Origin of the sequence: Gilliamella apicola, assembly GCF_003202915.1 — a bacterium.
In the GTDB taxonomy this organism is placed as follows: domain Bacteria; phylum Pseudomonadota; class Gammaproteobacteria; order Enterobacterales; family Orbaceae; genus Gilliamella; species Gilliamella apicola_Q.
In genome coordinates this window covers 574,822-597,549 of the sequence record NZ_QGLP01000004.1, presented here as the reverse complement: position 1 = coordinate 597,549, position 22,728 = coordinate 574,822, and the positions used below count along the sequence as shown (strand labels likewise).

The window sequence follows — 22,728 nt, the reverse complement described above, 5'->3', positions numbered from 1 at the left end:
AGTTTTTAATAAATCCCTCTATTCACCGTCCCACCCCATAATCCCTAAGCTTATTAGCAATTGCAGTATGTGATACGCCTAATCTTTTTGCGAGCTTTCTAGAACTTGGATAATCGATATACAAGCTTTTTAAAACTTCTTTTTCAAATTGTTTGGTCATCTCATCAAGAGTTTTATTTTCGATATTATTGATCCATGATATTTGAGTCGACGTTATCGCTGGTAGAACAATATCTTTTACGGTCAATTGTGATGATGTCAACTGAGCTAATGCGGAATAAAGTACATTTTTAAGCTGTCTTACATTACCCGGCCAAGAGTACTGAGTTAAATAAGCAATAACATCTTGACTCACAGTTGGCGCATCGATGCCCTGCTTATTAGCAAATTCATCAATAAAGATATGTGTCAGTGGCGCAATGTCATCCTGGCGTTCTTGCAATGAAGGCAAGTTTAAAGATAACACATTTAAGCGATAATAAAGATCTTTCCTAAACTTCCCTTGTTCCACCAACTCAGCTAAATCTACTTTAGTCGCACAGATGATTCTAACATCAACATAAACTTCGTTATCATCACCTACTCTGCGAAAATAACCATCATTGATAAATCGTAATAATTTGGTTTGCATTTGGAATGACATTTCATCGATGCCATCAAGCAAAACAGAACCGCCATTTGCTTGTTCAAAAAAACCTTTTTTACTTTCGAGTGCACCTGGATAAGCGCCAGCAGCATGACCATAAAGCTCACTTTCAACTACCTCATCAGGCATGGCGGCGCAATTTAGACCTAAAAAAGTTTGCTCACCTCTAGGGCTATATTGATGACATGCAGTAGCCAGTAAATCTTTACCAGTCCCGGTCTCACCAGTAATAAGTAATGGCTCTCGTTGCATGGAAAACGCTTTAGCTTGAGCAATCAATTTTTGCATTGGTTGACTTTGAGTCGCAAAAATATCAAAAGCATGACTGCCAACAACATTGATTTTTGATAATCGTCTTTTTAAATATTCAACCGGTTGCAAAATAAAGGTAGTTTTGGATGATTCATTAACTTTTTGCAATAAAAAATATTGTGAATTTAAAACGATGATTGAGTCATCTTCTGCAGTTAAATTAACTGTCATATCCAAATTGAGAATATTTTGATAATCAAATTTTCGGTTTAACTGGAGTGAATTAGTAGGAAATAATGCTTTTGCTGCATTATTATAAGCAACCAATTGTGAATTACTATCGATTTCAATGATGGCAGCTTGCATAATAATCTTCCCACTTCTCATTTAATTTCATTAAATTGTTATGACGAATTCGCCACTCATCGCTGTTTATCAACTCGGTATAACTAATTTTTGTATTCACCAATAACTGTTTTACCTTGCCTGTTAATAACGATTGTTTTTCATTTAAGATAGACAAAGCCTCTAAAATAGTTAATGTACCTTCACGATTGTTACAGGCTAATAATAGGTCACAACCGGCATTAAGGGCTGCTTCTGCTCGCTGAGCATGATTACCTAGAACTGCTGCCCCTTCCATCGATAAATCATCAGAAAATATAACACCATCAAAATGCAATTGTTTGCGTAATACGTTTTTAAGCCAAAATGCTGATCCGCTAGCTGGTTGATCATTAAATTCTGGATAAATAACATGAGCAGGCATAATTGCATCAAGTTTCTTTTCAGCAATCAATTTTGTAAAGATCTGCATATCACTTTCAATAAGTGCTTTCGAGCGATGATCAACTGGCGTTTCTTTATGAGAATCAGCAATAACATGACCATGGCCAGGAAAATGTTTACCGGTGGTTTTCATGCCCGCTGAATGCATACCATCAATCATAGATGAAGCAACTTGATAAGCAATATTAATGTCGGAATGAAAGGAGCGACTGCCAATCGCTAAACAATCGTGACCTAAATCCAATACTGGCGCATAACTGAGATCAATATCAAAGGCAATCAATTCCATAGCCAGTAACCAACCTGCATCAAATGCCAATGATTTAGCTTGTTGCAGATCATTGAGCAATGCAAAAGATTGAGCCGGTGGAATAAGAGTAAAGCCCTGTTTAAACCGTTGAACCCTCCCCCCTTCGTGATCGACTGAAATTAATAAACGTTCATTTGTCGCTGTGCGAATTTGTTTTATTAATTCGTTTAATTGTTGAGGAGATTGGTAATTACGACTAAATAAGATAACACCAGCCACCAACGGATTTTGCAAAAGTAATACGTCATCATTAGTTAACGACGTACCTTGCACATCAATCAATAAAGGTCCCATTACTTGTCAGACCCTTGACTATTGTCTGAATCAGTTGCCTCTTTGGGTTGGACATCTTTTGATGTTACCCGTTGTAATATTTCACCTGTTTGTGTTGAAAGCAATTCCATAGAAATATCAGCGACGTCATTTTCTGATGGTGATTTATAAAGTGTTGTAAAAAGCACATATCCAGCATTCATGTTTTTAGCCAGACCAATCATTTTACTTCGTGAAACAAGCCTATCATCTACAGAAATACCTAAGGCTTGTTTTGCTTGGATAATAGATTGTCTATCAGCGACAGCAAAAAGATTCTGGTTATTCATTAAACGATGTAACATTTGATCTATCTGATTGGTGGCTAAATAATCACCACTACGATTTTGAATATCACTAATCAGTAAAACTTTATTACCTTCAATGGAAGTTGAAGATTGCAATATTTTATTCACCAGTGGTGATAATATAGAATTCCAATCAATTGTTTTTACAATTTGTGGAGGGGTTTCAACCACGCCTATGTCATCGGGGGGTTCTATTGGCGGATTAACCTCAACCTTCTGATTATTTCCAAGAATTTGACAGCCAACTAAGCCAAAAGCCAACATGCCAATTAGCACGGTACGTTTAAATTGTTTCATATAAGTTAACCTATTAATCGACCTAAATTCTTACCGCCTAATAAATGCATATGAATATGAAAGACCTCTTGGCCAGCATCTTTATTACAGTTCATAATTAAACGGTAACCACTTTCATCAATGCCTTCTTGTTTGGCAATTTTAGCTGCTACCACTACCATATGACCAAGTAAAGCTTCATCAGATTCTTCAATATGATTTATGGTGGGAATCAATTTGTTGGGAATAATTAAAATATGTGTTGGTGCTTGCGGAGAGATATCCCGAAAAGCAGTAACTTTATCATCTTGAAAGACAATATCAGAAGGAATTTCACGGCGAATAATTTTACTAAAAATGGTCTCTTCAGCCATACAAACACTCCTTTAAAAATAGCTTTAAACCGTAAATTTTTATTTCGCTAAGGATAGCATACTTTAATGACAAAAATGTATAGATATCGTTACATTTTTACATTTAGATCGGGTTTTCTGATGAAAAAAGTTAAAAATAGGATTTTGATGATTAAGTTTATTTTTTTGCTTATAAAACCCTATAGGGTATTTTTATAATTTATTCATTTGTTAAAGACGTAATTTTAATATATAATGCGCCGTCGATTTCAACCGCTCAATTTTCATGTTCCTTGCTTTCAATGGGTTGCGGTTGCCCCGACAGAAAGCTGATTAATCCGTAGGGAGCGATAATGCGTCATTACGAAATTGTATTTATGGTTCACCCAGATCAAAGTGAACAAGTACCTGGTATGATTGAACGTTATACTGGTACGTTAACCACTGATGGTGGAAAAATCCATCGTTTAGAAGATTGGGGTCGTCGCCAATTAGCCTATCCTATCGAAAAACTGCACAAAGCACACTATGTGTTAATGAATGTTGAAGCAACTCAAGAAGCAGTAAATGAGCTTGAAGATAACTTCCGTTTTAATGATGCAGTAATTCGCAGTTTAATTATGCGTACAAAACACGCTGTAACTGAAACATCACCTATGCTAAAAGCTAAAGATGAACGTCGTAGTTCTGAAGAAGATTATAGCGATGTAAACATGGACGATGATTCAGAAGAATAATCGTTTAGTTTTATCGGGACTGGTTACCAAAACCCCGGTAAAAAAAATGAGTCCCAGTGGGATTTCACACTGCCAGTTTTATTTAGAACACGTTTCCGAACAAATCGAAGCAGGATTCCCCAGACAAGCATGGTGTACCTTGCCCGTTATTGTCAGTGGACTACAAGATTTAAGTTACAGTATTAAAAAAGGCAGCAAAGTATTAGTAAGTGGCTTTATTAGCACACATACTAAACGAGATAAAACCAGTCAATTAGTTTTACATGCTGACCAAATTAAACTATTAGGAGAATAGCCAAATGGCACGTTATTTCCGTCGTCGCAAATTCTGCCGCTTTACTGCAGAAGGCGTTAAAGAAATTGATTATAAAGATGTTTCTTTATTAAAAAGCTATATCACAGAAAGTGGTAAAATCGTACCAAGCCGTATTACTGGTACTAGCGCAAAATATCAACGTCAACTAGCTCGCGCTATCAAACGCGCTCGTTACTTGGCATTATTACCATATACTGACAACCATCAGTAATTAGCAACAGAGGGAACATATAATGCAAATTATTCTACTCGATAAAGTTGCTAATTTAGGCAGCTTAGGTGATCAAGTTAATGTTAAAGCGGGTTATGCTCGTAACTTTTTGATTCCACAAGGTAAAGCAGTACCTGCGACTAAAAAGAATATTGAATTCTTTGAAGCGCGCCGTGCTGAATTAGAAGCAAAACTAGCAGAAACATTAAAAGCCGCTGAAGAGCGTGTATCTGAAATCAATGCATTAGGTAAAGTAACTATTACTTCTAAAGCAGGTGATGAAGGTCGTCTATTCGGTTCAATTGGTACTCGTGATATTGCTGATGCTGTTAAAGCTCGTGGTATTCAAGTATCAAAAAGCGAAGTTCGTTTACCAAATGGTGTCTTGCGTACTACTGGTGAACACGAAGTGTTATTCCAAGTACACAGCGAAGCTTTTGCAAAAGTTATTGTTGATATTATTCCTGAATAATCATCAAATAAATAACAGTAAAAAAACCCGTTTTTATAACGGGTTTTTTATTACCTCAAGAATCTATTATGTTTTTACTGTTTTTTATCAAAACAAGAATAGATTCGACACCAACCTGCAATTTATTCCTCTGTTTGACTTTTGCTTTCAGATTTAACTTGTTCTTCTTTATAAAGCTTGTTGTCGTACATTTTGACAAAAGGTAGGTAAATTACTAACGCTAAAATTGCTGAAAGTATCGCAACAAACATAGCTCGATAGTCCCCACCAGTACCAATAAACGCCCCTAATCCCATTGGTGATGGCCATGGTATTAATGCAATAATTGGATTCATAAACCCATTACTAATCGCAAAGTAACCTAAAGTACCACATGCCATCGGTGCTAATAAAAACGGTAAGGCAAGATATGGGTTATACACTATCGGCATACCGAAAATAATTGGCTCATTGATATTAAAAATTGCCGGGACAGCTGAAGCTCGACCCAAAATTTTTAATTGACTCGATTTAGCACAAAAAGCAATAAAAAAAGTCATAAGTAGTGTTGAACCTGAACCACCTAAAATAACCAATGAATTGTTAAATTCACCTGCAAACGGAATATTAGCACCACCAATATTATCAGCCATATTGGAAAGTGTCATCGGTGTAATAAAGGCACCTATGATACTCGCACCATGAATACCCACCACCCAAAGTGCATGGATTAAAAATAGAATCACCATTATACCAAGCCAACTTTTAGTTAAATTGGTTACAAAGGTAAATGGAACACCGATAATATCAAATATATCCGTACCAAAATACACCAAAATTCCGTTTAGAATAAGAATTGTGAATGCAATAACAAAAGTTGGAATTAATGCAGTGAATGATCGGGATACGCCTAATGGAACGGTTTCCGGCATTTTAACCACCCAATTACGACGTACACAGAGGAAATACAACTGTGTTGCAATAATCGCCATAACAATGGCAATAAAGATACCAGATGTACCTAAGCGATAAACAAACGGTTTTAAACGTAATCCATTAAAGACTAATTGACTTTGATCACTTAATAATACCATTGCACCATTTTGCATTACCAATTCTGGTAAAGTCATAATAAAAGCGAAAACGGATAACATTGCTCCATTAAGTGCATTAACTTTTAAACCAGTTTCTTCTTCCTCAATTTTAGTTAATTCATAACCGACAACAATATTAAAATAGAGCGCTAATATTCCCATTGTCGCCGTATTTGCTATCATATAAAGATCACTTACTTTGAAAACAGTATTTTCAAATACTGTTTCTAAGCCAGTAAATGTCATCGGCAAAGTATTAAACACCAAAAACATCGATCCAACGATACAAAAAGGAACAGATGCCATCCCTGCCGCCATTACTGCTCGAACAATTTTAAACTGCGATATTTTAGCCATCGGAGTCATCAAATACTTCTGTAACAACACAAATCCGGTATTCATTTTGTTTTCCTCATTTAATTAATGATTTCTTGATAAGCTTGAATTCTTTTAAAATGTTTATCCTCATTACGCGCAATTTTTTTCAATTTTATTAATATAAGAATTGTAAAAAATAAACTTGCTAACAAAATTCCTAATAATATGTTCATCGCCTCTGGTGAATTTTTTAAAAATGGAAAAAAGAAGTGAAATAATGGGGTGAATATCGAGACGATTAACACTGTGATAGCTATCAACATAAATCGATAAAACAAACTCGCGTAACGCAAATGGTTTTTATGATTTCGGTAAAGTTTTATTTGCTCAAAACTAGTTAACATAGCAAGCACAATGACTACCAAAGGTAGTACAGAGGCTATTGATAAGCTCCCTAGCAAAAAAACTGCCCAGTAAAGGTTAATAAACAGAAAAAATGCTGTGATATAACGAACCGCTAAAAAACGATTAAAATAGAGATTAGTCAAACTGACTTTTTTATGCATACTAAGTTGGCTTTCTAGTGGAGTCTTCATCACTAACTCCTTTATTCATTTGATAGCTTATAGGTTTGCTGATAAAGATGAGACATCTCAATAGCAATTTCTCTTAATGTCATTGTGTTCATCAAATGATCCTGAGCATGAACAATAATGATCTCCATCTCGATTTTAGTGCCACTCGCATAGGATTGAAGCAAATTGGTTTGCGATTTATGCGCTTCTAAAATCTCTTGGTTTGCCTCTTCAAGTAATTGAGTTGCCAGTTCGAATTCAGCTTCTCTCATTGCTTTAAATGCAAGATGGATTTTGGTTTTAGCATTACCACTATGCAAAATAATATTGAAAGCAGTAATTTGAATATCCTCCGAGCTCATTATGTCTGTCATTGCTACGCTCCTTTTTCAATTAGTTGGATAAAAAGTGATTTAAACTGATTAAAATCTGAAATTTTTAACATCGCTTGTTGAATAGCCAATTCGTCAATTAAATTAACAATCGCTTTAGTCATCATCGCTAAGTTGGAATTTTGATAAATGGATGGTGAAATCATAAAAATAAACTTGATATCTTGATAATGTTCATCCCAAATTAAACCTTCAGGAATAACCGCAATAGCGATTTTAGCTATCTTACCTACTGGAATCGCTGGATGAGGAACCACAATGGTTGAGCTAAAGATTATTTCACCAATAGCCTGCCTTTTTTCCATCTGTTTGTTCATCTCCTGCTTGAAGGTTTTTGCTTCATTGACAGATAATAAATTGAGTAAGTGATCTAACACGGCTTGTTTAGTTGGCTTTTGATGACACAAATAAAAATAATCAGCAGCAATTTCATCAAATAGTTCAGCAATATATTTTGAATGATTCTGCTTTTTATCATCAGATACCAGCGGTAAAACATTTTTAGGTAATGAATTAGGGGCTTGTCGATGAGAAAGATAACGACGGATTGCTTGCACATCCTCTTCACATAAGAAGACTGATACATGAAATACTGGTACTTTAAATACTTTGGAAGATAAATCGACTGAGGAAATAATAAAATCGATGTCATTTAACATCGCTGGCTCTATTTCATAATAACCACGTGTTGCTACAATTTTCACTCGCTCATCAAATTCTCTTTCTACTCGATTTTTAAGTAGTTGAGCACTGCCCAATCCTGTTGCACAAATAATCAATACTTTAGCTTTTTGGTCATTTTTTAATTTTTCTAGAGATGCCAAAAAGTGCAGCGCCAAATATCCCCATTCATCATCATTAACATCATATTTATTTAAGTTTGGTAATTGATTAAAATAGTGTTTAACTAACCGAAAAACTTCACCATATTGTCCTTTTATTTCATCTATTAGCGGATTTTCTAACTTTATATTTTGTTGCAAACGCACTAACATCGGTTTTAAGTGCTGAATTAATCCATTTTTTAACTGTTCATCGTGCCAAAAAGGAAAACCAGTTTCTTGTTGTATTTTTAAAAGTAAATTAGCTAATGAAGATGCAAGCTCCTCATCTAAATCATTTTGGATTAAATTGGATTTACTCATTAAATGTAGCGTAAGATACATCTGTTCTTCTTTAGGAAAATGAAAACCAATTATTGATTCAATACGAGCAATAATTCGCTTTGCGACTTGGTATTCAAGAGTTGAATCTGTCGAAAGGGGCAAATCAAGATTTTGTATCGAAAGCCCTGATTGCAAACGTTTAATACTTAATGAAAGATGCAGCACAATATTTTGAATCATAACATCAGACAATTTGATATTGGCTTCACGACATTCATCTAAAATGATGATAGTTAAGGTATCAAAACTAATCGCTTCACAGGTTTGGGTAAAATAGCTTAAGTGGTGTAAAAAATTAATTGACTCTTCATGAAAAAAGTAACTCATAATAAAATGACGTTTAGCTTTTTCCTCACCATCAACATAAATTAACGAATGACTTTTTTTAAGGGTAAGCTCATAAGATTGTAATTGCGACTTTATTTCTGCAATATCTTTATTTAATTGTGATGAACTAATAAAAAGCTGTTCAGATAAAGTTTCAACATCAATTTTTTGACTTTCAAGTAATAATAAATTAAGAATATAGTGTTTTCGTTCACTTGCTTCTCGACATTGAGATTGCTCAATATTTTTATCTAATAAATGATGTTCAATTAAAAATAAATTAAAGCTTGTACGATCTAAAATTTCCAGTTGAAAACCATAACCTTGTTTACTAACAATATTGCCTCCATTATTTTCAATTAATGCTTTTAAATCTTTAAGATAAGTACGAACAGTACGATCTGATAACGATAATTCTGCAGCGAGTTCTTGACTACTTTTATAACCATTTTTAGAACGAATTAATAAACTTATAAGTTCTCGTTGTTTCTGTTTTATCATTATCTACTACACCTTAACTATTAATGAAAATTATCCCTAAGGGGCAAGTCTTTAAAACATAATCCTCTTCTATGATGCGATTATTTAACTAATAATCGCATCACATTAAGAATGGTAGAACTAAATTTTTCTTATATTTTAATTGATATTGTCCTCAACTAATTTTGCCAATTGTTCAATTCCTGATTGAATCGGGATATATGCTTGAAAAGGAATACTAACAACCGGTTTACCCACTTCATCACCTAATGCTTTCAATTTATCAAACATCATCATAGTTTGTGGACTAACCAAAAACAGCGAGAAATCACTATTTTTAATCTTATTACTACCTTCTGTTGCAGATACCGCATCAAGCTCAATCGCTATATTTTTGTTTGCAAAAAATTCAGTTACCTTTTTAGCCATAAGCGATGATGACATGCCTGCAGCACAAATAATTAACGCCTTTTTCATAACTTCTCCTAATGAATTTAAATCGTTATAAAGTTTCACCATTTGACTCAATGACTTTTTTATACCAAGCAAATGAATCTTTACGACTACGTTTTAAGGTTCCGTTGCCCTTATTGTCTTTATCGACATAGATAAAACCGTAACGTTTTTCCATTTCACCGGTACCGGCTGAAACTAAATCAATACAGCCCCAAGGGGTATATCCCATTAAATCAACGCCATCTTCTTCAACCGCTAACTTCATCTGTTTGATATGTTCACGTAGATATTCAATTCGATAACTATCATGAACACTACCATCTGCTTCAACTTTGTCATAAGCACCAAAACCATTTTCAACAATGAAAAGCGGCAAGCGATAGGTATCGGTAAGCCAATTTAATGTGTAACGCAAGCCTTCAGGGTCAATTTGCCAACCCCAATCGGATTTTTTGACATATTGGTTGCCGACTAAATCGGTTTTTTCATTATAATCATAATGATCATTACCCTTATTGTGTCTAACTACATTCGACATGTAATAGCTGAATCCAATATAATCAACCGTTCCTTTAGTTAAGACTTCTAAATCTTGCGGGGTAATATCAAGTTTGATATTTTTTCGTTGCCAATATTTTTGAATGTAATTTGGGTATTTGCCATGAACATGCACATCAGTAAAGAAGTACTTACGTTCCATCACTTTTTGCGCCATTAAAATATCGCTTGGTTTGCAAGTTTCAGGATAAATTGGCACTAAAGCAATCATACAGCCAATTTCAAAATCCGGATTAATCGCATGCCCAATTTGGACCGCTTTTGCGCTAGCTACTAATTCATAATGCGCGGCTTGATACATGATTTTTTCACGGTTATCGCCAGGTTTATAGTAAATACCTGAGTTAGTAAAAGGCGCAAAATCTTCATTAAAATTAGCTTGGTTATTGATCTCATTAAAGGTCATCCAATATTTCACTTTACTTTTATAACGATCAAAACAGACCGCAGCAAAGCGAACAAAGAAATCAATTAGTTTACGATTACGGAAACCACCATACTCGGTAACTAAATAATAAGGTAGCTCAAAGTGTGAAAGGGTAACAACTGGCTCAATATTATATTTTAAACACTCATCAAAAAGATCATCATAAAACTTCAACCCTTCTTCATTTGGTTCAAGCTCATCACCTTTGGGAAAGATTCGCGTCCAAGCAATCGAAGTTCGAAAACACTTAAACCCCATTTCAGCGAACAATTTAATATCATCCTTATAGTGGTGATAAAAATCAATTGCCTCGTGATTAGGGTAGTACTCACCGGGAATAATACCTTCGGTGATTTTTCGATAACTTTTAGGCGATCCAACAGTCATCACATCAGCAACACTAGGCCCCTTACCACCAGCTTGCCAACCACCTTCCAATTGATGAGCGGCAACTGCTCCTCCCCATAAAAAACCTTTTGGTAAACCTTTATTATTCATAATCAAGTACCTATGTTTATTGACGATTCAAATTTAGTATAAAAGGAAAAATGAATAATTACTAACCAACTTTTTCCGTATTGATAAGGAAAAATTAGGCATAATACGGAAATTCTTCTTATAAAAAAGAGAGGATTGAGGAAGGAAAAAGCAAACTTAGTTAATTAAATTGGAAAACAGTTAAATTGATAATTAATCCTTTAACTAATTAATTACCAATGTTTAAAATTCTAATAGTAATAGATTAACTATGTGCCTGTTCAGACAAGCGCATAGCTAATAGACCATGAGCCATGGTTGCGCCTGCTCTTACTGAGGCAGAAATAGCAATCAGTTCAGCCAACTCTTCTGAACTAGCTCCGGCCTTTTTTGCCCCTTTGACATGAACGTCAATACAATAAGCACATTGCGTGGTAAGTGCTATCGCTAATGCAATTAACTCTCTCGTTTTTGTTGGAATAACCCCATTAGTTCGCTTAATCGTTTGATGGTCAAAACCAATAAATGCTTGTGTCTCATTAGGCGCATACTTCAATAAAGAAGTGAGATATTTAAAATCATCTCTTGATTGATAATTCCCCATATTATTCTCTCTTGTTAGTTTGTAGTTTATTAATCAAGTTTAAAAACCCGCATACCGGACAACCTCGCAACAAAAGAAATGCGCAAATAACAAATAATAGTTTAATGAAAAGTGATAGTTGAAGTACAAAGACACCTATAATCAACATTAGTGCGCTTAAACCTCTGATTAAATGTCGCGTTATTGAATTATAACAATACATATTACTCTCCTATATATGCTTTAAATATCAGCATTTTTTGGTGTTTTAATTTGTTGTTTTATAATTGTTCTAGCGCGGTGCAATCTGCTTTTTACCGCTTCAACAGTGATCCCTAATTTGGCCGCAACCTCAGGAGATGAATATTCTTCAACATCTTTTAAAATAAACACTTGCCGATAAATTAATGGTAAAGCAGTAATTGCATTAATGAAGTCAATTTTTAGATCGATATTGGAATATGATGCAGGTAAATCATCGAGTTGAAACTCGTCATTAATTTTATTCGCTTGCCTGGTTCTAAATAATCGATAACATTCTCGTTCGATAATACGAAATGACCAACTAGTAAAAGCAGCTACCGTTTTTAACATTCCTATTTTTCGATATAACTGCCATAAGGCAATTTGCACAGCATCTTCAATATCTTCTGAAGTTGAGCATGTTCGTCGCGCGAATCGTTTAATATCGGGTTGACAAATCAACAATAACTTTTCAAGTGCTTGTTTATCGCCCTGACAAGCTAATTTGATTAGTTGTTCTTTGTTTTTGCCCATATTTTTTATCTCTATCTAATCTATTCAAAACAGAAACTTAAATTTAAATAAATTTAAAATAATTTTATTTATTGAATCACCTATTTATTAGAGGTTTGAAAAGTTAAAAAGGATTCAAACAAATTTATTAATTTTGTTGATGTGAGTATTTAATGAGCAGATTGATTAAATAACTCAATATAATTTGCCAGCGAGTGATGGTTAATACCATGTTTAGTTGATAACTAAATGTAAATTAGCGACAAATAGCCGCAATTTTAATTTTCCGCTTTAATGATAAAATTTTTAATATTCAACGACTATTTACAGGAATATATCAAATCCTTCTGCATATTTAGTAGGAATAAACTCAATCACTTCATATTTGGCAATTTGATGAATATAGAATGGATCTTCCTGAATAATTGACATGGCTTGGTCATGACTATCAGCACGACAAAGAATGACACCGCCTATGCGCGGTACTTTACGTCCTGAGCTGATAAAATGACCTGATTGATAATAACGATTCAAATAATCGATATGTTGTGGTAAATGTTTTTCAACTTCGTTAATAGGTTTAAGATAAGTAAGAGAAAAAATAAACATTTCATTCCTTGATTTTTGTCTAAATAAGCCAACCTTAAATGTTGGCTTAGATTTTAGACTAAGTGACTAATACTTTTTTTAATACTAGCACTATCACATATTAAAACAAACTTTGATTACTATTTGTGGCGTTATTTTGTCACCCATTTACCATCTTCACCTTTGCGATACACTTTTTCAACTGCCGCCCAAGCCACTCGAAAAGCGACTTGTTCCGGATTACTGTTATCGCGTCGTTTTTTGGGGTCTTGATACTCTTTTATAGCGCTATTAAAAGCCTCTTTAAAAATATCTTGAGCATGAGCAGGTAAAACATGTCGCACTGATTCTGGTAGGTCATCTCGTGTTTGATAAGGCATATCACATTCCCCTTTAAATTAATCATTCAATATGGATAATTCTAACGGTCATTGCGAACTTTACTTTAAAAACAACTGAACTTGAATTTAGTCTGATTTTACGGGAAATACAAGAACTATTAGGCAATAATTTGTCATTTAAATCTAAAAGTGAATAAAGCGATGATAAATTACATCGCTTTATTGGTGATTTATTTACTTATTCACATCAACCACAAAACGACCTTTAATTTTACCGGCGATCATTTCAGCGGCAACATCGGTGCATTCATTTAAGGTGATGGTGTTAGCTATATGCGAATATAGCTGTTCGTCCATATTTTGCGCAATTAATTGCCAAGCCTCAATCCGTTTATCATAACTGGCCATCACACTATCAACGCCGGCTAATGTTACTCCGCGTAAAATAAATGGTGCAACCGTGGTCGGTAAATCCATACCTTGAGCAAGACCACAGCAGGCGACAATACCACCATATTGGGTTTGAGCACAAATATTGGCTAAAGTGTAAGAACCTACCACATCGATCGCTGCTGACCATAACTCTTTTTGTAATGGTCGATTAGGCTCTTTCAAAGATTGACCATTAATAATTTCAACAGCACCGAGTTTATGCAGATAATCTTCATCAGTCACTTTACCCGTAGAAGCGGTTACCTGATAGCCTAATTTACTCAGTAACGCAACCGCAACGGAACCAACACCACCTGTTGCACCAGTAACTAAAACCTTGCCATCTTCTGGTTTAACGCCAAAATCAACTATACGCTTAACACATAAAGCCGCCGTATATCCCGCAGTACCGATAATCATCGATTGATAAGGGGTAAGATTTTTGGGTAAAGGAATTAACCAATCCGCTTTCAAATAGGCATATTGAGCATAACATCCCCAATGCGTTTCACCACATCCCCAACCATTCAAGATAACTAAATCGCCGGCTTGATAACGACCATTTTGACATTCAATAACGGTACCTACTCCGTCAATTCCGGGAACCATTGGCCATTGTCTAACAATGGGACTTTTATTAGTCAATGCTAACGCATCTTTGTAATTGATACTTGAATATTGAATTTGAACTAAAGTATCACCTTGTTGTTGTAATAATTGTTGTTTAGCTAAGGTTTTTAATGAATGTGAAAACCCATTAACCTCATCTTTTTCTAAAATAAGAGCCTTGAATGACATATATATTCCCTATTGTTCAATGGATATTTAACCAATTAACGATGGCTGAACTGAATTGGTTAGAATGCCAGTTAACGAATGTAATCATTATTAATAGAGGATCGGTCTAAAAAATTATAGACCGATCGTCTAGTTAAAAGCAATAAATTATATAAAGGTGATAATAAAAAATAAAAATTTACATAAATTAAATTGATAGTTACTTTTTACTGACCATATTGATAAAGGTATTTATGAATAGATCTAAAGGATCAGATTTTTTTACCAATTTACTGCGCGTTACAGCACCTTCCCACCCTAACCAAAAGAACCCTGCTAATAATTTACAATCCATATCTGAACCAATTTCATTTAGATTTTTGGCTAACAAAAGACAATTTTCAATTTTTACCTGCCAATTTTGTAAAACCTGTTCAAGCAACACGGCATACCCTTCGGGTAATAAGGATTCCTCTTGTATTAACTCACCAATTAAACATCCACGATTATAATCATATTTTGCCATACCTTGCTTTGCATCTTCATAAAAGGCGGTAATTCTCGCCAAGGGGGATTTAATCGACGCATTAGTTAAATGTTTATCTAATTTATGAGCAAAAAAACTGTCATAGCTAGCAATAATCGTTTTGCCAAACTCTTCTTTACTTTTAAAGTAATAATAAAACGACCCTTTAGGTACACCAACTTGTTTTAAAATACTTTCAATATTCGATGAGATATATCCATAAGTGGTCATAAACTCTACCCCACTACGGATCAATGCCGTTCTTGTCTCATTACCTTTTTTAGAAAGTGTTGATGCAGAAATATTAACTGGCATAAGATTCCAAAATATTGTTTGAATATAAATAATTTAATATTCAGTCATGATAAATAGTCAAATCAGCAAATGCAATAATTTGCGGTTAATCAGGTTGTTCAATTAATAAAAAAGCCTGATAGTTATCAGGCTAAATAGTAAAGCTTCGCCAGTTTAGGCATAAGACCGAATTATTGTGTTTTTCGGCGTTTTACTTTTTCGGAAACTGCACCAATAAAGACAACATCACTAGATGAATTAAGTGCGGTTTCAACCGAGTCTTGAATGACGCCAATCGCAATACCAATACCAATAACTTTTGCTGAAATTTCGTTAGGTATACCAAACATACTACAAGCTACTGGAATAAGTAGTAACGAACCGCCGGCAATACCGGATGCACCACAAGCACAAACACTGGCAACAATACACAGTAACACCGCAGAAAGAATATCAATACTCATCCCCATCGAGTAAACTGTCGATAAGGTTAAAACGGTAATGGTAACCGCAGCGCCAGACATATTGATGGTCGCGCCTAATGGTACCGCTACCGAATAAGTATCTTCATCCATTTTTAATTTTCGACAAATTTCCATGTTAACTGGAATATTGGCAGCCGAACTTCGAGTGAAAAAGGCTGGAATAGCACTCTCTTTTAATGAAGTAAAGACTAATGGATATGGATTTTTACGCATTACTAAAAATGCTAATAGTGGATTAATAATTAATGCGACTATCAACATACATGAAACTAACACGACCAATAAATGTGCATACTTAGCAAGCTCACCAAAGCCAGTTTCAGCCAATGTAGAAGCAACTAAACCAAATACCCCAATTGGTGCAAAACGAATAATAATTTTAACAATAAATGAAATAGCCAAAGAGAGATCGTTCATCATCGTTTTGGTGGTTTCGCTCGAGTGCCTTAACGCAATCCCAATACCTACCCCCCAAATAATAAGACCGATATAGTTAGCATTAACTAGTGCATTGATCGGATTGTCTATCATCCTATCTAATAACGTTTTTAATACTTCAATTACACTACCCGGCGGGGTTAATTTACTTTTATCAATTGAATCCCCCAAAGAAATTTGTGAAGGAAAAATAAAACTGGCTACTGTTGCCAATAGTGCAGCCAACATCATACCGGCAAAATAAAGTGCAAGTAATTCGCTCATATTGGCACGTTTGCCATGTTGGTGATTAGAAATTGAAGCAATAACTAAAATAAGGACCAAAATTGGTGCTACTGATTTTAAGGCATTAATGAAAAGGGATCCAATAAAGGACATATCTAATGCGACTCCTCTGGAAATTGCGGCTAACGCAATCCCTAAGAGTAAACCTAAAACAATTTGAGGTATTAATCCTACTTTAAAATAAAAACGAACCAAAGGGTTAGTTGAATGAGCCATGAAGTTTCCTTATAGAACAATATAACGGCTAAACATTACCATAAATAAATCTAAAAACTATAAAAAAATTATTATGATAACTATTTTTTATATGGCGTTATTCAATTATTAAGATTAATTATTCTCTTAATTAAGGATTTTTGTTTGCTGACATAACTCGGGCAATTATGTAGATAAGCGACACTAATTCTTATAATTTTTTAAGCAATGCTAATTTGATATAATTAACGCTAGGTTTTTACAAAAAATATCCGCTGACGGTATAAACTTCTCGATTATTTTGATAACAGGTAACAATAAACGATTCTAAAAGGTATTGTTGATTAGGATAGTTGTATCTACCTATTTCTTCCTTAGTAAGTAGGTGTAAAAAATAGGTAGATAAATAGTAGTTATAATGTTTTAACCTGCATTGATAAACGTTTTATAATGCCTCTCTAACTAATGTAGCAATTTTTTCAACTTTAGGTCCATAAATTACTTGTACTTGAGTATCACTGTTTATAACCACGCCAAGTGCACCCGTTGTTTTTAATACCTCTTGATCGATAATTGAAACATTTTTAAGATCCACACGTAATCTGGTTAGGCAATTATTTACCACCTCTATATTCTCTTTACCACCTAAAGCGTTAATAATCATCACTTCTAATGAATTTTCATCAGCGGTTAGTTCATCGTTGGTATTTGCGTTATTAGCGGTATCTAAAAATTCATCACTGGTGTCAATTGAGATTTTTTTACGGTTTAAATACCATTTGAAAACATAATAATAAATTGGGGCATAAAAGATTCCAACAACAATTTCCATATACCATTTAGAGTTTTCAACTAAAACGCCATAAAGAATGAAATCAATAAATCCACCACTGGTATTACCAATACCGACATCGAATGCACTCATTAAAAAGAAGCCTAAACCAGCCATAAAAGCATGAAATAAATATAAGATCGGGGCGATAAAGAGGAATGAAAACTCTAATGGTTCAGTAATACCTGTTACAAATGCCGCAGCTGCGCCAGCAATCATTAGTGCTTTAACTTTAGTTTTTTTCTCATGTGGCGTTGTTTTATAAATCGCATATGCAGCAGCAGGTAAGCCATACATCATAAATGGCATTTTGCCTTGACCAAGATAACGAGTAAACGGTTTTAATTGTTCAATATCAACATGCCCAAAATAGTGCATAAACACATTTAATGTTCCATCAATACCACCTAATGAACCACCGACAACCGTTGTTCTAAATAATTGATTGATAATATGATGTAACCCAGTAGGAATCAGTAATCTTTCTAGAAAACCAAACAAAAATACCCCAACTCCACCTAATGCGCTAATAGATGTTCCGATTACTTCTATACCGGCCGCGATTGGTCCCCAAATCAATGGCATAATTTGCCCTAAAATTGAAGTCCAAAAGATAACAGCGATTGAAACAAATCGTTTGCCCCCAAAAAAAGCAATAGCTACTGGAAATTGAATTTTATAAAATTTATTATGCAAGTAAGCACTAATAACACCGGTTATCATCCCTGCTACCGCGCCCATTTGTAGAGTATTTTCTATGCCGAGGATATTCGCTAATATTGACTTATCAATATCAACTAAACCTGACTTAATCATTATTGAGGCACTAAATAACATCATATAGTACCCCATAAAGCCGGCTAAAGCGGCAATTTCTTTCTCTTGTTTAGCTAAACCAAATGAAACTGAAATTGAAAACATAACAGGGATTAGTTCAAAAGCCTTACCTGATATGAAACGAATAGTTGTAATAATATATATGGCAATGTCACTTTTTAGAAATGGTAATAGATCTTGTATTTGTGCTCTTAATAATGCCGCAGATAGACCTAAAAGTAATCCAGTCAAGGCTAAAATGGCAATAGGTAAAAGTAAACTACGACCAAAATCAGAAAAGAAATCCATAATCTTTAATCTGCTAAATTTTTGCATCTTTTGCTCCTAAGATAATACGTCTTGGCTTCCAATATAAATAGAGGGGAGTTGTCTCCCCCAATTGTTATTTGAGTTCTGGCCAATAGTCTTTATTAGCCTCAATTAAGGCATCAAGAATGATTCTGGCTTTTTTGGCATCGTTTACTGTGCGATTGATCGTTAATGATTCAAGCGCTTTTTGGTAAGAACCTTCATAATAGGCATCAATAGCAAGTTTTTCGGAAGCAAGTTGATTTTCTAATAATCCTTTATAGAAAGTAGGAATATTACCTACACGCATTGGTTTTGGTCCATTACTGCCCAATTCGGCAACAACTTCAACCATTCCGTCATCCGGTAGATTATTAATTGCACCATAGTTCTCAACAATGATAATAAACCGATCGTTTTTGTTATATGCAATTGACATTGCTACCTCAATCATAAATTCAGCATGGGCATCTTCATGAATATTGATATAACCCTTTGTAGTACCAGCATTAATAATCACTTTACACTCTTCAAAGACTCGTTTTTCACGACTTGCCATCACTTCATTGGCACGCGTAAAATTCGGGTCTAAATGCTTGGCTTTATAATCAGGATAAAGGTAATATTGGTTATATGTATTAGGTAGATAATCCGGAAAATCTTCCATAAGTTGTTTAACCATGCCATAAGTTTCTAGCCATGATTTATCTCGTTGCTCAGCATCTTGAGGTAAAAATCCTCGTTCAGCAATTAACGCTCTTAATTTAGGTAATAGATCTTCACCGGTTTTCTTATTATAAATATGAGTAAACCAACCATAGTGATTAAGACCAAAGTAAACGGGATCAAGCTCTTTAAAATGACAACCTAATAAACGGCTACATGAACGCACAACATTTTCCGGTTGGTCACAAATATTAAGAATTTTTTTATCATTCGGAAATTCACGGCGTAAAGCTTCAGCAACAATTGCTGCCGGATTTGAGTAGTTGAGTATCCAAGCATTAGGGGAATACTGACGTATATCATAAATCGCTTTTATCATCTCTTTGGTTGAACGCAAACCATAAGCAAAACCACCTGGACCACAAGTCTCTTGACCAATTATTCCATGTTGCAAAGGGATTTTTTCATCCAGTTCACGCATTTTATAACCACCAACACGCATCTGCATAAAAACAAAATCCATATCTTGATATGCCTCGGCAATATCAGTGGTATAATGAAATATCGCTTCAGGATATAACTCTTTAAATAAAATTTTACCGAATTCTCCAATTACCGATTGACGCTCAGCATCAATATCAAATAAAACCAGTTTACCTAAAGGAAATTGCTCCTTCATACGGCAAAATGATTTCAAAAAACCTGGAGTAAAAGTACTACCGCCACCAACGATAACTAAATTATATTTTTTCATGTTAATTCCTTTTTTTGAATTAGATTAATGTGTTACAACAAATACACTATAAAGAGAGGAAAATTGCGAAAATATAAGATGACCAATGAATTGTGATCTTTATCACATTGTGATTATTTTTGACTTATTTAATATGGTTAGCATTATTTACATATGTTAAATTTAATTATTAAATATTAAAAAGTTAACATTTTTTATTTGTATGAAAGTTGTATATTTAAAAATTGCTGAAAAGATTCGTAATCAAATTAATGACAACTATTACCCAATTAATAGCTTCTTACCGAGTGAAAAAAAACTGGCTAAGGAGTATCAGGTTTGTTCATCCACTATTCGCCGAGCATTAAAACAACTAATAGATGAAAAAGTGATAGAAGCCAAACAGGGGAAAGGATATTTAGTTATAAAAAAAACCAATTATAAAAATAGACCTTTAACCGGCTTTTATAAGGTAATGGAAAATGCCGGTGAGAAGAATATTATCAATCTAGTCACTCAATTTGCCGTAATTTCCGCTAATAAAGATATAGCTGATAAGCTTAATATTCCTCTTAATAGCCAAGTTTATGCTATTCAACGATTGCGTTTACTTAACGATATGCCAATTTTATTAGAAAATAGCTTTTTAGCCGTTAGTTTGTTACCTCATTTAACTATCACGCATCTTGAAAAATCAAAATTTAAGTATATTAGAGAAGAGTGTAACATCCCTATATTAGACGGTTATCGGACTTTTTTGCCCTATTTAGCTGATGAAGGGGTAGCAAATTTGCTTAAAGTGACGGTTGAGCAACCATTGTTACTCATGAAAACCACTGTGTTTTCAGAAAATAGTCAACCTATTGAATATTCTGAACAATTCCTAGTTACCGAACGTTATAATACCCAGCATTATTTTAAAGCATAGTTTACATTTACTATTAGCTCTCATCATTAAAGCGTAATATAAAATGATGATTATTTTTTTCACAACAAAACGAGGTGATTGAGTAATTGATACCTAAACCTTGTTTATTCGTTACCAACAAAATCTGCTGCTGAAGTAATTTTCCTTTATCAATATTCAAAGCATTGGCTGTAATTGAATCTGCAATACAAGGAGTAAAATATAGATAACTATTAATATCAGCTAATGATATATATTTTTTTATTATCTCAAAAGTAGGGTGAAGCACATCATCATAACAAAGTTCAGGGAAAAACTTTACCGGTAAAAAAATTTCTTGAATTTGTTGTGGTTGATTATCAAAATAGACAAGCCTTTGGACATAATAAGCCCTATCATTAATAGACAAATTGAGTTTATGAGCAATGGTAGTCGGGATAGTAACTAACTGATAATGCAATATTTTAATAGTAATATTGTCATTATTTGCTGTATAAGCTTCTATAAAAAGTTTAGTCGTTGGGCTGGGTTTATTTTTAACAAAACACCCTTTTCCTTGATAGCTAATAACAATATCTTGCTCTATTAATTGCTTAATTACTTTTCGTAATGTTGATCTGGCTACATTAAATTGTAATGATAATGCATTTTCAGTGGGTAGACGGTCACCAATAGCGTATTGACGATTAATTAAATCACAAAGTTTTTTATAGACTAAATCAACTTTCATTATCTCTTTTCTAAATATGACGTTCTAATCAAAGTATATCGCTGCAAAACTACAATATCAAATCTAATACGATGATAATTATCGTTTATAATATCTTAAATAATATAGCTATTTTCTCTCAATGGTTAGATAAGAAAAGAGTAATCAATTCAAATTAGAGCCTAGTTTTATTAAAGTTAATTCACTAATCCATGTTTTCCCCCTCCTAATTATAATATTAGCTGATTATCAAAAAGTTGAATTTAGGGAAAATCAATAAAATTAAAAATCTCATAGAATTGCCTTATTTTTTAGGAGGATTGCCTTCTAAAACAGCGGAAATTACTCGATAGTTGTTTTGAGATATTGGGTATCACTCGCTCATTGAGCCATAACGGATGTTCTTATGATAGTGTCGTTGCTAAAGCAACATTTAAGACAATTAAAACTGAATTTGTTAAATATGAGGTGTTCACCAATACCAATAAACTACGATAATAAACTAAAACCGTGAACTAAGACATTGAACTAAGACACGGTTTTTCTGCTTATACACATTGGTGCAATAATAATCGGCTACATTCATTATTAGATTATTTGGCACCGATGGCATTGAAATAAACGTTATCCTTTAATTTTATTGAATGAAAAAGGGTAGACATTCCTAATCATACTTTAAAATAAAAACAAAGAGTTAGGTGAATGAGCCATAAAATTTGCTTAAAGAACAATATAACGGCTAAACATCACCATAAATAAATCTAGAAACTATAAAAAAATTATTATGATAACTATTTTTTTATGGCGTTATTCAGTTATTAAGAT

Annotated in this window: 25 protein-coding genes; 5 read left to right on the top strand and 20 right to left on the bottom strand. The window is 33.9% G+C overall.

Features of this window, described 5'->3' with window-relative positions:
* Positions 1 to 22: 22 nt before the first annotated feature.
* The 4 genes from DKK79_RS04290 to DKK79_RS04275 are packed head-to-tail and all read right to left on the bottom strand — an operon-like array spanning position 23 to position 3,267.
* On the bottom strand, positions 23 to 1,285 hold the full coding sequence (locus DKK79_RS04290; RefSeq protein WP_110422980.1) for a sigma 54-interacting transcriptional regulator: 1,263 nt from the start codon (positions 1,283 to 1,285) through the stop codon (positions 23 to 25).
* Positions 1,245 to 2,291, bottom strand: coding sequence for a beta-N-acetylhexosaminidase (nagZ, locus tag DKK79_RS04285; RefSeq protein ID WP_110422979.1), 1,047 nt, complete (start codon positions 2,289 to 2,291; stop codon positions 1,245 to 1,247). The genes DKK79_RS04290 and nagZ overlap by 41 nt, the downstream gene beginning before the upstream one ends.
* Positions 2,291 to 2,914, bottom strand: a complete 624-nt coding sequence (locus tag DKK79_RS04280) for a penicillin-binding protein activator LpoB (RefSeq protein ID WP_110422978.1) — start codon at positions 2,912 to 2,914, stop codon at positions 2,291 to 2,293. The genes nagZ and DKK79_RS04280 overlap by 1 nt, the downstream gene beginning before the upstream one ends.
* Positions 2,915 to 2,919: 5 nt before the next feature.
* Complete coding sequence (locus DKK79_RS04275) at positions 2,920 to 3,267, bottom strand: HIT domain-containing protein (protein ID WP_034882520.1); 348 nt, start codon at positions 3,265 to 3,267, stop codon at positions 2,920 to 2,922.
* A 332-nt stretch (positions 3,268 to 3,599) separates the two neighbouring features.
* Here DKK79_RS04275 and rpsF point away from each other — a divergent pair, with 332 nt between their 5' ends.
* The 4 genes from rpsF to rplI are packed head-to-tail and all read left to right on the top strand — an operon-like array spanning position 3,600 to position 4,982.
* Entirely contained in the window at positions 3,600 to 3,983 is a 384-nt protein-coding gene (gene rpsF, locus DKK79_RS04270; RefSeq protein WP_034882519.1) for a 30S ribosomal protein S6, read from the top strand.
* Positions 3,967 to 4,278 carry a primosomal replication protein N gene (gene priB / locus DKK79_RS04265; protein ID WP_110422977.1) on the top strand — a complete coding sequence of 104 codons (312 nt, stop codon included), beginning with the start codon at positions 3,967 to 3,969 and terminating at the stop codon, positions 4,276 to 4,278. The genes rpsF and priB overlap by 17 nt, the downstream gene beginning before the upstream one ends.
* Before the next feature lie 4 nt (positions 4,279 to 4,282).
* The gene (rpsR, locus tag DKK79_RS04260; RefSeq protein ID WP_025314965.1) at positions 4,283 to 4,510 is read left to right on the top strand and encodes a 30S ribosomal protein S18; all 228 of its coding nucleotides are present in this window, start codon (positions 4,283 to 4,285) and stop codon (positions 4,508 to 4,510) included.
* A gap of 22 nt (positions 4,511 to 4,532) precedes the next feature.
* On the top strand, positions 4,533 to 4,982 hold the full coding sequence (rplI, locus tag DKK79_RS04255) for a 50S ribosomal protein L9 (protein WP_034882514.1): 450 nt from the start codon (positions 4,533 to 4,535) through the stop codon (positions 4,980 to 4,982).
* Between the two features lie 122 nt (positions 4,983 to 5,104).
* Here the strand turns inward: rplI and celB are convergent, their stop codons facing one another.
* The 15 genes from celB to DKK79_RS04175 form a co-directional block, all read right to left on the bottom strand.
* Entirely contained in the window at positions 5,105 to 6,457 is a 1,353-nt protein-coding gene (gene celB / locus DKK79_RS04250) for a PTS cellobiose transporter subunit IIC (protein WP_110422976.1), read from the bottom strand.
* 14 nt (positions 6,458 to 6,471) lie between these two features.
* Positions 6,472 to 6,969: a hypothetical protein gene (locus DKK79_RS04245; RefSeq protein ID WP_110422975.1), complete on the bottom strand. Its 498-nt coding sequence runs from the start codon at positions 6,967 to 6,969 to the stop codon at positions 6,472 to 6,474.
* A gap of 11 nt (positions 6,970 to 6,980) precedes the next feature.
* Entirely contained in the window at positions 6,981 to 7,322 is a 342-nt protein-coding gene (locus tag DKK79_RS04240) for a PTS cellobiose transporter subunit IIA (RefSeq protein WP_110422974.1), read from the bottom strand.
* 2 nt (positions 7,323 to 7,324) lie between these two features.
* Complete coding sequence (locus tag DKK79_RS04235; protein WP_110422973.1) at positions 7,325 to 9,334, bottom strand: BglG family transcription antiterminator; 2,010 nt, start codon at positions 9,332 to 9,334, stop codon at positions 7,325 to 7,327.
* Between the two features lie 138 nt (positions 9,335 to 9,472).
* Entirely contained in the window at positions 9,473 to 9,790 is a 318-nt protein-coding gene (locus tag DKK79_RS04230; protein ID WP_110423304.1) for a PTS cellobiose transporter subunit IIB, read from the bottom strand.
* 25 nt (positions 9,791 to 9,815) lie between these two features.
* Positions 9,816 to 11,252: a 6-phospho-beta-glucosidase gene (locus tag DKK79_RS04225; RefSeq protein WP_110422972.1), complete on the bottom strand. Its 1,437-nt coding sequence runs from the start codon at positions 11,250 to 11,252 to the stop codon at positions 9,816 to 9,818.
* A 244-nt stretch (positions 11,253 to 11,496) separates the two neighbouring features.
* Complete coding sequence (locus DKK79_RS04220) at positions 11,497 to 11,835, bottom strand: carboxymuconolactone decarboxylase family protein (protein ID WP_110422971.1); 339 nt, start codon at positions 11,833 to 11,835, stop codon at positions 11,497 to 11,499.
* 222 nt (positions 11,836 to 12,057) lie between these two features.
* Positions 12,058 to 12,591 (bottom strand): RNA polymerase sigma factor, encoded by a 534-nt coding sequence (locus DKK79_RS04210; RefSeq protein ID WP_110422969.1) that lies wholly within the window; start codon positions 12,589 to 12,591, stop codon positions 12,058 to 12,060.
* 303 nt (positions 12,592 to 12,894) lie between these two features.
* Entirely contained in the window at positions 12,895 to 13,179 is a 285-nt protein-coding gene (locus DKK79_RS04205) for a YciI family protein (protein ID WP_086359603.1), read from the bottom strand.
* A 131-nt stretch (positions 13,180 to 13,310) separates the two neighbouring features.
* Complete coding sequence (locus DKK79_RS04200; RefSeq protein ID WP_034882497.1) at positions 13,311 to 13,538, bottom strand: ChaB family protein; 228 nt, start codon at positions 13,536 to 13,538, stop codon at positions 13,311 to 13,313.
* Positions 13,539 to 13,733: 195 nt separating this feature from the next.
* On the bottom strand, positions 13,734 to 14,729 hold the full coding sequence (acuI, locus tag DKK79_RS04195) for an acrylyl-CoA reductase (NADPH) (RefSeq protein WP_110422968.1): 996 nt from the start codon (positions 14,727 to 14,729) through the stop codon (positions 13,734 to 13,736).
* A gap of 199 nt (positions 14,730 to 14,928) precedes the next feature.
* On the bottom strand, positions 14,929 to 15,549 hold the full coding sequence (gene acuR / locus DKK79_RS04190; protein ID WP_110422967.1) for an acrylate utilization transcriptional regulator AcuR: 621 nt from the start codon (positions 15,547 to 15,549) through the stop codon (positions 14,929 to 14,931).
* 170 nt (positions 15,550 to 15,719) lie between these two features.
* Positions 15,720 to 16,952 carry a serine/threonine transporter SstT gene (gene sstT, locus DKK79_RS04185; RefSeq protein WP_110422966.1) on the bottom strand — a complete coding sequence of 411 codons (1,233 nt, stop codon included), beginning with the start codon at positions 16,950 to 16,952 and terminating at the stop codon, positions 15,720 to 15,722.
* A gap of 424 nt (positions 16,953 to 17,376) precedes the next feature.
* Positions 17,377 to 18,915, bottom strand: a complete 1,539-nt coding sequence (locus DKK79_RS04180; protein WP_110422965.1) for a PTS transporter subunit EIIC — start codon at positions 18,913 to 18,915, stop codon at positions 17,377 to 17,379.
* 67 nt (positions 18,916 to 18,982) lie between these two features.
* Entirely contained in the window at positions 18,983 to 20,308 is a 1,326-nt protein-coding gene (locus DKK79_RS04175; protein ID WP_110422964.1) for a 6-phospho-alpha-glucosidase, read from the bottom strand.
* Positions 20,309 to 20,510: 202 nt separating this feature from the next.
* Here DKK79_RS04175 and DKK79_RS04170 point away from each other — a divergent pair, with 202 nt between their 5' ends.
* Positions 20,511 to 21,215 (top strand): GntR family transcriptional regulator, encoded by a 705-nt coding sequence (locus DKK79_RS04170; protein ID WP_110422963.1) that lies wholly within the window; start codon positions 20,511 to 20,513, stop codon positions 21,213 to 21,215.
* A 13-nt stretch (positions 21,216 to 21,228) separates the two neighbouring features.
* Here DKK79_RS04170 and DKK79_RS04165 read toward each other — a convergent pair whose 3' ends face one another.
* Entirely contained in the window at positions 21,229 to 21,924 is a 696-nt protein-coding gene (locus tag DKK79_RS04165) for a GntR family transcriptional regulator (protein ID WP_110422962.1), read from the bottom strand.
* Positions 21,925 to 22,728 lie beyond the last annotated feature (804 nt).